The organism is Streptococcus gallinaceus (assembly GCF_040545695.1).
Lineage (GTDB): Bacteria > Bacillota > Bacilli > Lactobacillales > Streptococcaceae > Streptococcus > Streptococcus gallinaceus.
In genome coordinates this window covers 15,537-30,393 of record NZ_JBEPMK010000010.1, presented here as the reverse complement: position 1 = coordinate 30,393, position 14,857 = coordinate 15,537, and the positions used below count along the sequence as shown (strand labels likewise).

Sequence of the window (14,857 nt, the reverse complement as noted above, 5' to 3'; positions counted from 1 at the left end):
TCACAGCTCACAGCTCACAGCTCACAGCTCACAGCTCACAGCTCACAGCTCACAGCTCACAGCTCACAGCTCACAGCTCACAGCTCACAGCTCACGCTGATTATGTAATCGGACGTGTTTTTTGTCAAGCACTAAAACAGGCTTTTTCGCATTTTTGTGAGGAAGTTTTTTATTTTGTTTCGGGATTTGATAAGTTAATTGTTGGAGGGGGAGAATGACACCTCTAGCTATTGATAGAAGTTGGCAATCTGGTAACGAAAGAGCTGACAACTTGTTTTTTTGGAGAACATTTGGTTTTGAAGAAAAAGACGTACTAACAGAGAATACAGACGGCATTGTCAAAGGAACATTGTTTGAGTTTAAGAATAATATTGCAGACCTTAATATCGTTCTTGTACAAGCTATCCATTATCTTTCTAAGTTGAGAAATAAAGGTGGTATTCCAATACCTAGTAAAATTGTCTTAATTGATATTAGTAAAGACCATGCCTATGTTTATGATGCAACTCAATATCGTACTGAAATTGAGCAAAACTATACAAATAGTGCTTCTAAAGATGTTAAGCAGTTGACATTGAAAAATGCAACGAAACCTGAAAATGAGTTTGACTTCGCTGTATTTCAACCTAACAGTCCCAAAAATCGTGAGTTACTTAGACTATTTCAAATTAACGAGTATCAAAAATTTGAAATCAATTTTCCAAATATTTTGGGTTGGGCAAATTATATTTATCATTACGATAAATCCATAACCAAGTCTCAAATGTTTGAGATACTTAAAAATCCATATAATTCCATAGTTGAGGACTATATCTTACCTTGGAACGGAGACGAAACAGATTTCGATACCGTAATGGATGCTTTGAATGACCCTGCAAATAGAAAAGACTTAGGAGCATTTTATACCCCATTACCCTATGTTAAAGAAGCTACAAAACTTGTCCGCCAAGCTATTGCTAGCCTTCCTAAAGGTAGGGACTATGTTATTTTGGATAGATGTGCTGGTACTGGAGCATTAGAGCATTATTTAACTGAAGAAGAGTTAAGTCATGTTGTCTTGAATACTTATGAAATCAAAGAATGGCTTGTTTTATATAACAAATACATCGGAAAGGTAAGAGCTATTATCCCACCGCTTACAATGGTACAAGCAGGAATGGGAAACTTAGTCATAGGTGGAGATGCCTTGGCAGAAGATTTTTTGTCAATTCCAATGGAAACAGAAGGAAAACATAATACATTACAAGAAATCATAGATGACAAGAATGTTGCAATTATTGGTTATGAAAATCCCCCATATTCTAGCGAATTAGCTCGTGCTCAAGAAGGAAATGTTAAATCAAAAGATAAATTCAGCTACATAAGAAAATTGATGTCTAATGAATTTACTGGCGACAGTAATCATGCTAAAGACTTGCTTAATCAATTCGTATGGTCGTTTGAGAAATACTTTATGAGAGGAAATAATGACTATTACATTCTGTTTGCCCCTGTTAAGTATTGGAAATCGGTTGGTCTGATGAAAAAAGTCTTTATTGATGGTTTTCTAGCAAACAGAGGGAACTTCAAAGCACAAGAAAGTTCTGTGTTGGTCGCTTTATGGAAAAATGAGTTAGATACAAAAACTGAAAGTATTACTGTTCCAGCCATGGAAATTTGGAAAAACAATAAAAAATGGGGGACAGGAAAAGGTGTTGCAGTTATAGATGTTCCAGAAGATGCAGAACTAAAAGATATTACGGATGTGACGGTTAAAAAAGTTTACACCACTTTATCTAAATTATACTCTAAGAAGTTACCTACTGATAAAAAGGCAACTACTGTGGTTGGATATGATGGTTGTGAAACTCATTTACGTAATAATAAAAAGTTCAACCCAGTATATAGTAAGGATATTTTAGCTCACTTAGAGGCTAGTGGTTTTGGTTTGACAGCTCAAGATGTTCGTATGACTAGAATTTCGACTTATCACGGATATGGTAGTCAAGTAAGGATAGGAAATTATGCCGAGCAAACAGTCTTATTTATCGCTAAGCAATTCCCTCAAAAGAATTGGTACGAAAGAGACATCTATTATACAACTGCTGATAAAGGGGATTTGTATAAAGAGGATACAGATTTTCTTAGAAAAGCAACGTTGTGGACTTGTATTTCCCACAAAAACCATTGCTTGAGCTTTGATGGCTCTGACGGGAAATTTTACAATAACGAGATGTGTTTAGATGAAAACTCTCTAGTCCGCAAAGAATTGGTAGAACAAAAAAAATATGGAAAACTTGATAGAGTTGATTCCATGCTATTAGGTGTCTTTGATGAATTACTTGAACTAGCAAAAGATACTCCAGAATACAATCCAAAGTATAATTACGGAACTTATCAAATTGAGTTAGAGATAAACACCTCATATAAAGACGGCAATGGTAAAAAAATTTTCAATAATGAAAAAGTTAATACTAAACTAAAAGAGCTTAAAACAAGGCTGTCTGATTACTACGATGATGAGCTAAAAAATAAATTATTTGAGTATGAATTATTGAAATAATGAAAAGACGATTTCTGTTTGGAAGTCGCCTTTTTGGGTATTATTGAAAATACTATATCTTGTGGTTGGTGTAAACTGGTATATAGTCCCCTAAAATAAAATGAGCTGGCATCTGCTTTTCATCACAATCGAACGTCAAATCGCTCCAATAATTGGAGTTCCTCTGCTGTCAGTCGTCGGTATTCTCCGCGCTTTAGATTGTCGTCCAAAACCAAAGGTCCCATACTGAGGCGCTGCAGGTCTGTAACGGTTTTTCCACACGCCTGCACCATCCGCTTGATCTGATGAAATTTCCCTTCGGCAATGGTAATCCGCACTGTACTTTTATCTGCTACAGGATCCGTCGCTACAATCTCCAGCTGAGCTGGTTGACAGGTAAAATCCTGCAAGCTGATTCCTTCTCGAAATCGTTCCACATCCTTCTCTGTCATGATGCCCGCAACTTGAGCTTGGTAAAGCTTGTCCACATGCTTTTTAGGAGAGAGCATGGCATGCGCCAGAGGACCATTGTTGGTCAGCAACAACAAACCGTGCGTATCGATATCCAAGCGACCAACTGGAAAAACCTCTTTTTGGCGCGCTGTATCATCCAGCAAATCCAAGACCGTCCGATGCTTGGCATCCTCGGTCGCTGAGATGACCCCTTGAGGTTTATTGAGGAGATAGTAGACAAACTCCTCGTAGCGCAAGCCCTGTCCCTGATAGGAAACAGTATCTTTCTGGCTGTCTACTTGGCTTTTGGCTGATGTTTCAACCTGTCCATTAACCTCTATCTGCTTTTGCTTGAGAATTTTTTTGACTTCTGTGCGCGACCCAAGGCCACACTCTACTAAAAACTTGTCTAATCGCATACACGTATTATAACACACTCCAGCTATTTCAGCTTCTTCCATTGGCGAAATAGCAGGTAGGCACCGATGACGAGACAGGTAATGGCATAGATACCAAATGCTCCTGTTTTACTTGGATTGAGCTTTTCTAAAAAATTAGGTAACACCGATGCACTTGCTCCTCCGATATTGCAACCCAGTAAGACAACCGTCATCAGCGTATTCAATAAAGGCGGCGGAGTTTGCTCTGTCACACGGCTAAATACAATGGCCAGTACCAAGCTGTAGAAAAATCCTGAACACATCGCCCCGATTGCTAAGACAAAAAGATTAGCCGAGTAAGCAACAACTAACACAGCCAGACCAAAAATCAGATAAGACAGAGATAACAGCCAACCTTTAAAACGCCCCATCAACTGACCAAAAACAGTCCCAGATACAATTCCCATCAGCTGCATAAGACTCAAGACCCAGCTAGCCTGAACCGCAGTCCCGAGTCCTGCTTGATCGACGATAATGGGAATGCGGATGGTGATAAAAGTATTAACATTAATGACAAAAAAAGCAAGAAAAGCAAGGGCCAATCCCATTTTCCAGAGAGGTTTTGTCACTTTCGGTGCTTCTACCGTATCAGTAGCCTGCTCCTCATGATGACTGGGCACAAAGGCGAGAAAAAGCCCTAGAATAACCAGCGCCAATAGATAAATCAGAAAGGCTGCTTGCCAACCATAGCCCGTCAGCCAACCAACGATCATAGTCAGACCAGCACTTCCTAAAACTTCCGTGGACCCACGCAAGCCCAACATCTGAATCCGCTCTTTTCCTTGGTAATAGTAGCCGATAATATTAATAGCACGCGCATTGATAAGGCCAATCCCTAGTCCCAAGATAATTCTGGCCACCACCATCAACGGGTAGCTTGCAAATACGATAGGCATGGAGCCGCCAATCGCCATTGCCAACAAGCCCGTCACAACAATAGCTCGCTCCGAGAAGAACTTGACAATGAACCCATTGGCCAGCAACGTCAACATGATAGTCAGAGAGGGAATGGTCATCAAAAACTCAACCTGAGCTGCTGAAATCCCTTGACAAGCAAATTCCTTCATCATTTGAGGGAGTGCCGGCGAGACTGCAAAAGTGGAAACCAGCATCAAGGATAGGGAGAGAATGCTGATTTTTTCAATGATTCGTTTCATAATTACCTTCTTTTTCTTTTTCCATTCATTTTAGTATAATAGAGAAAAATAGAAAAACATAGGACAAATGTCACATATAAATAGATGAATACGTTATCTTTCTCTCCAACACCTCAAAATTTTCTCCAGCATCCCATGCTCCAAACTTTTCTACCAGAACAGTACCGCAAGGATTTGAAATTGGTACATTTCCAAGAAGGACAAGCTATTTGCCACCAAGACCAAGAACTCACTGTACTGACATTTGTACTGGAGGGCAAGGTCAAAGTTGTCCGAAAGCTGTTCAACGGAAAAGAATATATCCTGGGCATCCAAGGAGCTCCGACCTTGATTGGCGACATTGAATTGCTGACAGGACAAACTGTGGTTTCGTCTGTTATTGCTATTGATGAGACATGGTGTGCACAGCTACCACTTCTCAACAAAGAGGCGCTGCTTGCTGATCCTCTCTTCTTATACCGAGTTGGCCAAGGACTGGCAACCAGCCTCTACCAGCAAAATATCCAAGCGGCGGTCAATGTCGGCTACTCCGTCAAAGAACGGCTAGCCAGCCACATTTTATCCATTGAGCACGACGGATATTTTCAGCTTGAATTGCACATTTTAGCGGACTCATTTGGAACCAGCTACCGCCATCTCTTACGAACTATCAAGGAACTATTGACAGATGGAGCTATTGAGAAACGCGGCAAATCCTACTTTATCTGCCAGGCAAGCCAACTTGAGAACTTGAGAATTCATCAGTAATTTTTCCAATAATGACTGTTTCATGTTATACTATGGTAGAAAAAAGCAAAAGGAGAGAAGAATGACCGCAATTGAAACAATGATTAAAGCTAGCCATCTGATTGACATGGATGATATTATTCGTGAAGGACACCCAACATTACGCGCTGTCGCTGAGGAAGTGACCTTTCCTCTATCAGACGAAAATATCCTCTTAGGGGAAAAAATGATGCAATTTCTCAAGCATTCACAAGACCCTGTCATGGCTGAAAAATTAGGCTTACGTGGAGGAGTTGGCCTGGCTGCGCCACAGATTGATGTATCTCGTCGCATCATCGCAATATTGGTGCCAAATCCTGAAGACGAAGAAGGCAATCCACCAAAACAAGCCTATGCCTTTCAAGAAGTCATGTACAACCCTAAAATCGTGGCCCACTCTGTACAAGAAGCCGCTGTCGAAGGGGGCGAAGGCTGTTTATCAGTTGACCGCGAAGTACCCGGCTACGTTGTCCGCCATGCGCGTGTTACGGTAGAATACTTTGATAAGACAGGTCAAAAACACAAAATCAAACTCAAAGGTTTTAACGCTATCGTCGTTCAACATGAAATCGACCACATCAATGGTATTATGTTCTACGACCGCATTGACCCGCAGCATCCCCTAGCCATCAAAGAGGGACTCTTGATCATCGAATAAAAAAAGCAGACTAGGTCTGCTTTTTTGTTTCTATTCTTCCTCTGGGTAAGTCATTCCCCATTCTTCACGGAGGTCTGTCATCATGCGCATGACATCACGCGAATAGTTCAGGTAAGTGTGGTTTTTGGCCCCGGCAATACTTGCTTCCATGTCCAGAACTTCATATTGCAAGGCTTGGTCGGTAGCCCCTACTTCAATCGTTTCCTGTTTACCCGTATCCGTATAAGTAATAACCGCCTTTTGTCCACGAGGGTATTCGTAGAGTTCGATGTAGGCCTTATCATAGGCCAAAAGTCCACGTTTAGGCTGTTTGGCATGCAAGGATAGGGTGACCGTCGCCATCTGGCCATCTGGATTTGTTAAAAGAATGCCAACCTGCTCATCTACACCTGTCGGAGCAAATTTTACCTGCGACGCTAACTGGTCTGGGCTAGAAGACATAAACCAACGCACAAATGACAAGGCATAGACACCAATATCCAGCAAAGCTCCACCAGCTAGGTCACGGTTGAAAAAGCGGTTATTCATATCGTATTCTTTGTAACTACCGAAATTCATCTGAATCATCTTCAACTCACCAAAGGCACCACTGTCTGCCATACTCTTCAACTGACGATAGATGGGCATATGGAAAATCGTCATGGCTTCTGCCAACAGCACATGGTTCTCCTCAGCTAATTGAATCGCTTCTTCCAATTCTTGACTGTTCAGCGTAATGGATTTTTCACATAAAACATGCTTGCCTGCTGCCAAGGCTTGGCGGAGGTAGTTGATATGGGTATTATGCGGTGTCGAAATGTAGATAATATCCACTTCTGGGTCTGCAAATACATCTTCTATTTTTTCATAAACTTTTTCAATTCCATACTTTTGTGCAAAGGCAAGGCCTTTTTCATGCGTGCGATTGGCTACCGAGTAGAGATTACCACCCAGCGCTTGCAAGGCTTGAGCCAACTCATTGGCGATAACGCCTGTTCCTAAGGTTGCCCACTTGTACTGAATCTGTTTTCCTGTGTCCATATTGACTCCTATCTATGCAGAAAAAGCAGACGGAAATCCATCTGCTTGGTGATTAAATCGCCCAATCGCCTTTACGGAAGATTGGCACAACAGTTCCGTCTTCGCGGATACCGTCGATATCCATTTGGTCTGAGCCAATCATGAAGTCCACGTGAACGTCTGAACGGTTGAGACCGATTGCTTCCAACTCTTCTTCTGACATTTCAGTTCCACCTTCCACACAGAAAGCGTAGGCTGCGCCGATTGCCAAGTGGTTTGAGGCATTCTCATCAAACAAGGTTGTAAAGAAGGTAATATTTGATTGTGAAATTGGACTCTTATCTGGCACCAAGGCTACTTCTCCCAAAGCACGAGCTCCTTTGTTGTCAAAGACCAATTTCTTCATCACTTCGTCACCTTTTTCAGCTGACACATCAACAATTTCGCCATCTTTAAAGGTTACTTTAATGCCTTCGATGATGTTGCCGTTGTAGCTGAGTGGTTTTGTAGAAGTCACATAACCGTCTGCTACACGGAAATCTGGTGCGGTGAAGACTTCTTCTGTTGGCATATTGGCGATGAAGTGCTCGCCTTGAGCATTGTAGCTACCAGCTGCTTCCCATGAATGGTGTTTTGGTAAGCCAAGTGTCAAGTCTGTACCTGGTGCTGTGTAATGCAATTTTACAAACTGCTCATCGTTCAAGACTTTTGCTTTGGCATTAAGGCGGTCTTCGTGCTCAGCCCAAGCTTGAATTGGGTCTTCTTCGTAGATGCGGCAAGTTTTGAAAATTTGATCCCATAGAAAATCCATCGCTTCTTCTTCGCTAGCTGCTTGAGGGAACACTTTTTGCGCCCAAGCAGAACCTGCTGCTGAAGCCAATGTCCAGCTGACTTTATTAGCTTGTGTTGCGATACGCAATGGTTTCAAAGCGATGCTTGCTGCGCGTGCTGCTTTTGATAATTTCTCAGGATCAACACCGTCAAGAGCGGCTGGATCTTCTGACAAAATCACCAAACGGCTGGCTTTGTTATCCAACCAGTAGTTCATTTCTGCCACCTTGTAATCTGGCACAGTTTCCAAACGTTCTGTTGAGATGTTGAGGTAGTTTTGACGGGTAATAAAGTCATCATTCCATTGAACGAGGACTTCCTTGGCACCGAGAGCGTAAGCTTCTTTGACCAAGAGACGAGCCAATTCGGCTTGGTCTACACTGATACGAAGAACAATGGTATGTCCTTCTTGAACATTGATACCCGTAGAGACGAGCAACTTAGCATATTTTGCAAGGTTTTCTTTGAAGTTTGGTAAAACCATGGGAATCTCCTTTAATATAATACAAAAAATAGTATACCATATTCCCCATAAATAAGCGACCAGTCTGTGTTTAGCTTCTGTCGAGTTCAGGTTTTATTTTCTAAACAATCCACAATCAGCTCCACAAAAAAACAGCTCCGCCGTCAAAGCTTATTGCTCCGAGCAAAACTGTTTTCTTTAAAATAAATCATCAAAAAGACTGAGTTGATTGTCCTCAGGCATATTGCCCAAGATGCCCATTTCATCCATCTTTTCAACCAAGGTAGAGGAAAGTCCGCCACGTTTGCGGAGCTCTGTCTTGGACAGGAACTCACCATCTTTGCGGGCAGCAACAACCTGCTTGGCAACGTTCTCTCCCAGACCATCCATGGCTACAAATGGTGGAATCAGTGTATCGCCTTCAATTCTGAAGTCAATAGCTTCTGACTCATAAAGGTCCAACTTCCCAAATTTGAAGCCACGTTCCAGCATTTCATTGACAATTTCCAAGGTGGTGTAGAGGTCAATTTCCACATTGGAAGCCTCGTTGCGCTGGCGCTTGTCGGAGATTTCCTTGAGCTTGGCCTTAACCTTGTCCAATCCACCTGACATGGTCGCCAAATCAAAGGCCTTGGCACGGATGGAGAAGTAGGCACAATAGTAGAAAAGTGGGTGATGTACCTTAAAGTAGGCCACCCGAAGGGCCATCATAACGTAGGCAGCCGCGTGAGCTTTGGGGAACATGTATTTGATTTTTCCACAGGACTCGATATACCAGTCAGGAACATTATTTTCCTTCATAGCCTGGATATAGCCATTTCGCTCTTCTTCCGAAATCTTAAGCCAAGCTCCCTTACGCACCCGTTCCATGATAGTAAAGGCCATTTTAGGTTCCAAGCCTGCGTGCATGAGATAAACCATGATGTCATCCCGACAACCGATTACCGTAGACAGGTCGGCAATACCAGCCTTTATCAAATCTTGGGCATTTCCCAGCCAAACGTCCGTTCCGTGGGATAGACCAGACAACTGCAAGAGTTCCGCAAAGGTCGTTGGCCGTGTTTCTTCCACCATACCTCGAACGAAGTTGGTCCCAAACTCAGGAATCCCCAACATGCCCGTTGGCGTACCAATCTGCTCAGGCGTCACTCCCAGAATTTCTGTACCTGAAAAGAGCGCCATGACACCCTTATCGTCCGCTGGAATGGTATTAGGGTCAATCCCTGACAAGTCCTGCAACTTCCGAACCATAGTCGGATCATCGTGTCCTAGAACATCGAGTTTTAGGACGTTTTCATCAATATCATGGAAGTTAAAGTGAGTAGTTTGCCAAGCAGCCTCAAGGTCATCTGCTGGATACTGGACCGGCGTAAAGTCATATACGTCCATATAGTCAGGAATAACAACAATACCACCAGGATGCTGGCCTGTATTTCGCTTAACGCCTGCGGCACCAGCCGCCAAGCGTTCCACCTCTACATCACGGTAGAACTTCCCATAATCCCGCTCGTACCCTCGGACAAATCCATAGGCCGTTTTGGCCGCAACCGTACCCACAGTCCCTGCACGAAAGGCGTATTGTTCCCCAAAAATATCCCGAACATCCAAGTGAGCAGACGGCTGATCTTCACCCGAGAAGTTCAAGTCGATATCGGGAACCTTATCCCCATCAAAACCAAGGAAGGTCTCAAAGGGAATGTCCTGTCCGTTTTTTGCCAACTTGTGACCACATTCTGGACAGTCCTTGTCTGGCATATCAAAGCCCGAACCATAGGAACCGTCCGTGATAAACTCACTATACTTACACTCTGGACAGACATAGTGAGGCGGCATGGGATTCACTTCTGTAATCCCGATCATGGTCGCCACAAAACTAGAACCAACAGACCCCCGCGAACCAACCAGATAACCCCGCTGATTGGAACGGTGTACTAGCATCTGAGAGGCTAGGTAAATCACGGCAAATCCATTCCCCAAAATCGACGTTAATTCTTTTTCAATCCGTCGGTCGATAATATCTGGCAAGGGATTCCCATAAATTTCAAAAGCTTTTTTGTAGGTCAATTCTGCGACCGTTTCCTCCGCTTTTTCGATATAAGGAGTATAGAGGTCACGCTTGACGACTTCGACTTCTTCGAAGCGCTCCAGCATAAGATTTGGATTTTGGATGACAATTTCACGCGCTAAGGCCTCACCCAAAAAGGCAAATTCATCCAGCATTTCATTGGTCGTCCGGAAATGCGCCTTAGGAAGCGGAGCAGGTTGCGCGGCTTCTCCGTGACCAATTGGTCGGTTAATCATAGCTCCTTGCCCTTGGGCGCGAACGATGATTTCACGATAAATTTCTTCTTCTGGGTCAATATAATGAACATTCCCCGTTGCAAGGACGGGCAATCCTGTACGACGCCCAACTTCAATCAAGTTTTTTATTAGCTCATGGATTTCATCCATATTTTTGAACTGCTCACGGGCGATGAGGGGCTCATACAAAGCTGGCGGCATGATCTCAATGAAGTCATAATAAGCTGCAGCCTTAACCGCTTCGTCCAAGCCCTTGGACACCAAGACATCAAATACTTCACCCTCTTGGCAAGCCGTCCCCAAAATCAATCCCTCGCGGTGTGCATCCAGAACCGTTCGTGGTATCCGCGGCACACCTTCAAAATACTTGGTATTGGACAGCGAGACCAGTTTGAAAATATTTTTCAGACCTGTTTGGTTGATAACATAGAGAGTCGCATGCTTGACACGAGATTTTTTATAGGAATCCTCGGCAATCAAGCTGGTATTCAGCTGATTGAGGTTGAAAAGACCATGTTTTTCATAGGTTTCATTGAGGAAGATAAAGAGCAGACGCCCTGTTGCTTCCGCATCATAATTGGCCATGTGGTGGTGCTCCAAGGCAACGCCGAACCGCTTGGTCAAGGGGCCCAAACCATGGCGCTTGTACTCCGGGTAAAGATTACGGGCAAATTCTAGCGTATCGATGACCGGCTGACTAATCAAGGGCAGGTTATGGCGTTGGTAATTGGCATCCATAAAGCCCACGTCAAAGCTGGCATTATGGGCAACCAGGACCGCACCTTCACAAAATTCTTGGAAAGAACGAAGAACCTGCTCGAGCGGACGTGCATTGCGGACATGCTCATCTGTAATCCCCGTTAAATCCGTCGTAAAGGCTGACAAAGGATGACCTGGATTGATAAATTCATCGAACTCACCGATGATGTTCCCTTTGTACATTTTCGAAGCAGCAATCTGAATCAAGTCATTGTAGACCGCAGAAAGTCCTGTTGTCTCCACGTCGAAGACCACATAGGTCGCCTCTTTTAGGTCGACATCTGCTTCATTGTAGACGATTGGAACGCTGTCTTCTACGACATTGGCTTCCATCCCGAAGATCGGCTTAATTCCTACTTTTCGAGCAGCATGGTAGCCGTGTGGGAAGGATTGAACATTTCCGTGGTCCGTAATAGCAATAGCCTTGTGGCCCCATTTGGCCGCACGTGCCACCAAGTCTTCAACCGGAGGCAAGGCATCCATGGTCGACATGTTGGTATGCGCATGAAATTCAATCCGTTTTTGGTCTTCTGGCATCAAATCCTTGCGGATGTCATGCTTGACTTCCTGTACTTCTTGCACATTCATGGTCAAGTCACGTGTGAAATTATTGGTCTCCACATTTCCACGAACACGCAGCCAATTCCCCTTTTTGACCATGTCAAACTTTTGGGCCTCTTCTTCATTTTTGGCCCATTTTTGTAAAGTAAATGACGAAGTGTAGTCTGTCATCTTGAAATTGATGATAACGCGTCCCGTCCTCGTCACCTTGTGCTCCGCTTCAAAAACCAACCCTTCAAAAACAATGCGATTTTCTTCGGTAGTCACCTCAATCATCGGTGTGATTTCTGCTTTATCCAAATTAACTTTGGCAGGGCGAGACTTCTTAAACTCTTGGAAAGAAGATTGCGGAGCGGCTTCCGGCGGTGGAGCCATTTGAGCCAGTTGCTCTTGAGCTTCTAGATTTTCCAAATTAGCCTTGTGGTAAATTTCAGCATTGGACGCTTGGAAATTTTCCTGCTGCTGCTGAGTCATTTCTTGGCAAATCCGCAAGTCAATCTTAATCCCTGCAAAACCAAACCGCTCAAACTGCTGCACCAAATTTGGCAAATGATTTTTCCGAAAATGAGGCGTATCAATGGTTTCAGGTCCCTTCACATACAGAGTTCCGTCCTCAAATTCCACTTCCAGACCTTGAAAAAGCGCCTTAAAGCCTGCACTCTGACACAATTCTTCGCTAAAGGCTTCCTGATAGTAAGCCTGCAAAATAGCCGCTTCAAAACGAGGTTGCCCCGTCACAATCTGAAAACGGGCCTGATTGCCAGTCTTAGAAAATTCATTGACCAAACGCGCCTTAAAATGCTGGTAATCCGCAATATCCAGCGTCTCATCTAGTCGAAAGGTAAAATCCCAAATCTTACTCACCTTATGAAGGACGACTTGCTCAATCTTCCCAGTCGAAAAAACACTTGAGCCCATCGCTTCAAGTGGCATCCCAATCTGTTGCAATAAAAGTTGAAATTTATCAGACATGGCTTCTCTTTTCTCCTAGTTTATCTTTTCATTCTACCACAATCCGGCCCATTTTTCGAGGAGGAGACTGCAATGAAAAAAAGAGAGAGGATATCATCCCACTCTCTTTCATGATCTTACTGTTCTTGCGTCAAAATTTGCAAGGTTTCAAGAAGTTGGTCCACGTGAACTTCCACGGTATCACCACTTCCTTTGATTTTCACTTCAACAATACCGTCAGCGGCTTTCTTACCAACTGTCACACGGATTGGCAAACCAATCAAGTCGCTATCTGAGAATTTAGATCCAACACGTTCGTTACGGTCGTCTGTCAAGACTTCATAACCTGCACCAACCAAGCTTGCTTCGATTTGGCTTGTCAATGCCATAGCAGCTTCGTCCTTGATATTGACAGGGATGAGGTGGACATCAAACGGCGCCAATTCTTTAGGGAAGTTGATTCCCCATGCAAAACGGAAGTCACCTTTTGGTGTCTTATTCACGAAGAGACGAGCATGTTGTTCCAAGACAGCTGACAAGAGACGGCTAACACCGATTCCGTAACAGCCCATGATAATAGACATAGAGCGACCATTTTCATCCAAGATATTTGCATTCATGCTATCTGTATAGCGTGTGCCAAGCTTGAAGATATGCCCAATCTCAATACCGCGGGCAAAGTTCAAGACACCTTTTCCATCTGGAGAAATTTCGCCTTCTTTTACTTCGCGGATATCCACATATTCCGTCACTTGGAAGTCACGACCTGCATTTGCACCAGTGTAATGGAAGCCATTTTCATTGGCACCGACAACTGCATTTTTCACATCAGCCACTTTGCGGTCTGCAATGACCGTCACGTCTTCTGGCAAGCCAACTGGACCAAGTGAGCCAAAGTTTGCCCCAAATAGTTTTTCAGCAGCCACTTCTGTTGCTACATCCAAAAAGTCTGCAGCCAAGTGGTTTTTCAATTTCACATCGTTCACTTGGTCGTTGCCAACAAGAAGTACCACAACAGGTTTTTCATCTGCCATGAAGAGCATGGTTTTGATTGTCTCTTCTTCTGCAACCTTCAAGAATGCAGCCACTTCATCAATTGATTTGCAGTCAGGTGTTTCGACCTTGACCAAGTCCTCTTCCGCAACAACTTTTGTAGATGGTTTGTACTCATTTGTTGCCATTTCAAGATTGGCTGCGTAGTCAGATTCTGTCGAATAAGCAATCGTATCTTCACCAGATACAGACCATTTGAGCAATTCTGCCTTGATTTCTTCCAAGACATCTGCCGGAATTTCGTCGAAAGAGGCAACTGACTTATCTAAAACAACCCAACGGTCCAAGTCAGTGCGGTCTGGAGTGATAGCCATAAACTCTTGGCTATCCTTACCACCCATGGCACCACCATCACCGATAATGGCCTTGAAATCAAGTCCGCTACGTGTGAAAATCGCTTCATAGGCACGTTTGTAGTCATCGTAGGTCTCATCCAAGCTTTCATAATTAGCGTGGAATGAATACCCATCTTTCATGATGAACTCACGACCGCGGAGCAAACCATTACGAGGACGTTTTTCATCACGGTATTTTGGTTGAATTTGGTAAATGTTGAGCGGCAACTGTTTGTAAGATTGGATAGCATCACGCGCCAACAAAGTCACTGTTTCTTCATGAGTTGGTCCCAAGATAAAGTCTGAACCTTCACGGTTTTTCAACTTGTAAAGGTCATCACCGTAAGTGTCGTAACGCCCAGATTCACGCCAGATATCAGCCGACAAAAGAGCTGGCGCTAAAAATTCAACCGCACCAATCTTATCAAACTCTTCGCGCATGATAGTTTTTGCCTTTTCAATCACGCGGTTGGCAAGTGGCAAGTAACTGTAGATACCAGCAGAGATTTGGCGGACATAACCAGCACGCAACAAGAGGGCGTGGCTGATAACTTGAGCATCGCTAGGCATTTCACGTAGCGTTGGAATAAGCATTTTTGATTGTTTCATA

Annotated in this window: 9 protein-coding genes and 1 pseudogene; 4 read left to right on the top strand and 6 right to left on the bottom strand. The window is 43.6% G+C overall.

Translation table 11 applies throughout. The features are described 5' to 3' along the window. Positions 1–218: pseudogene (locus tag ABID27_RS10045) on the top strand (hypothetical protein); the annotation flags it as partial. Beyond that, entirely contained in the window at positions 215–2,542 is a 2,328-nt protein-coding gene (locus ABID27_RS10040; protein ID WP_354281874.1) for a DNA methyltransferase family protein, read from the top strand. The pseudogene ABID27_RS10045 and the gene ABID27_RS10040, both read left to right, overlap by 4 nt. Before the next feature lie 122 nt (positions 2,543–2,664). On the opposite strand, the gene ABID27_RS10035 is transcribed toward ABID27_RS10040, so the two are convergent. Both ABID27_RS10035 and ABID27_RS10030 read right to left on the bottom strand, forming a co-directional pair. Then, on the bottom strand, positions 2,665–3,393 hold the full coding sequence (locus tag ABID27_RS10035) for a pseudouridine synthase (protein ID WP_354281872.1): 729 nt from the start codon (positions 3,391–3,393) through the stop codon (positions 2,665–2,667). Positions 3,394–3,416: 23 nt separating this feature from the next. Continuing rightward, positions 3,417–4,571: an MFS transporter gene (locus ABID27_RS10030; RefSeq protein ID WP_354281870.1), complete on the bottom strand. Its 1,155-nt coding sequence runs from the start codon at positions 4,569–4,571 to the stop codon at positions 3,417–3,419. Between the two features lie 84 nt (positions 4,572–4,655). Here ABID27_RS10030 and ABID27_RS10025 point away from each other — a divergent pair, with 84 nt between their 5' ends. Next, positions 4,656–5,318 carry a Crp/Fnr family transcriptional regulator gene (locus ABID27_RS10025; protein ID WP_435533078.1) on the top strand — a complete coding sequence of 221 codons (663 nt, stop codon included), beginning with the start codon at positions 4,656–4,658 and terminating at the stop codon, positions 5,316–5,318. A gap of 61 nt (positions 5,319–5,379) precedes the next feature. Further along, positions 5,380–5,994 carry a peptide deformylase gene (def, locus tag ABID27_RS10020; RefSeq protein WP_253366353.1) on the top strand — a complete coding sequence of 205 codons (615 nt, stop codon included), beginning with the start codon at positions 5,380–5,382 and terminating at the stop codon, positions 5,992–5,994. A gap of 30 nt (positions 5,995–6,024) precedes the next feature. Here the strand turns inward: def and ABID27_RS10015 are convergent, their stop codons facing one another. The 4 genes from ABID27_RS10015 to ABID27_RS10000 form a co-directional block, all read right to left on the bottom strand. Beyond that, the gene (locus tag ABID27_RS10015; protein WP_253366355.1) at positions 6,025–7,014 is read right to left on the bottom strand and encodes a Gfo/Idh/MocA family protein; all 990 of its coding nucleotides are present in this window, start codon (positions 7,012–7,014) and stop codon (positions 6,025–6,027) included. Between the two features lie 52 nt (positions 7,015–7,066). After that, on the bottom strand, positions 7,067–8,308 hold the full coding sequence (locus ABID27_RS10010; RefSeq protein ID WP_354281868.1) for an aminopeptidase: 1,242 nt from the start codon (positions 8,306–8,308) through the stop codon (positions 7,067–7,069). 177 nt (positions 8,309–8,485) lie between these two features. After that, the gene (locus ABID27_RS10005; RefSeq protein WP_354281866.1) at positions 8,486–12,880 is read right to left on the bottom strand and encodes a PolC-type DNA polymerase III; all 4,395 of its coding nucleotides are present in this window, start codon (positions 12,878–12,880) and stop codon (positions 8,486–8,488) included. Between the two features lie 116 nt (positions 12,881–12,996). Further along, positions 12,997–14,856 carry a proline--tRNA ligase gene (locus ABID27_RS10000; RefSeq protein ID WP_253366367.1) on the bottom strand — a complete coding sequence of 620 codons (1,860 nt, stop codon included), beginning with the start codon at positions 14,854–14,856 and terminating at the stop codon, positions 12,997–12,999. Position 14,857: the final 1 nt, after the last annotated feature.

Bases quoted from the DNA above. Each gene is read 5' to 3' on its own strand.
- ABID27_RS10040 (WP_354281874.1), top strand. From the start codon at position 215: ATGACACCTCTAGCTATTGATAGAAGTTGGCAATCTGGTAACGAAAGA.
- ABID27_RS10035 (WP_354281872.1), bottom strand. From the start codon at position 3,393: ATGCGATTAGACAAGTTTTTAGTAGAGTGTGGCCTTGGGTCGCGCACA.
- ABID27_RS10030 (WP_354281870.1), bottom strand. From the start codon at position 4,571: ATGAAACGAATCATTGAAAAAATCAGCATTCTCTCCCTATCCTTGATG.
- ABID27_RS10025 (WP_435533078.1), top strand. From the start codon at position 4,656: ATGAATACGTTATCTTTCTCTCCAACACCTCAAAATTTTCTCCAGCAT.
- def (WP_253366353.1), top strand. From the start codon at position 5,380: ATGACCGCAATTGAAACAATGATTAAAGCTAGCCATCTGATTGACATG.
- ABID27_RS10015 (WP_253366355.1), bottom strand. From the start codon at position 7,014: ATGGACACAGGAAAACAGATTCAGTACAAGTGGGCAACCTTAGGAACA.
- ABID27_RS10010 (WP_354281868.1), bottom strand. From the start codon at position 8,308: ATGGTTTTACCAAACTTCAAAGAAAACCTTGCAAAATATGCTAAGTTG.
- ABID27_RS10005 (WP_354281866.1), bottom strand. From the start codon at position 12,880: ATGTCTGATAAATTTCAACTTTTATTGCAACAGATTGGGATGCCACTT.
- ABID27_RS10000 (WP_253366367.1), bottom strand. From the start codon at position 14,856: ATGAAACAATCAAAAATGCTTATTCCAACGCTACGTGAAATGCCTAGC.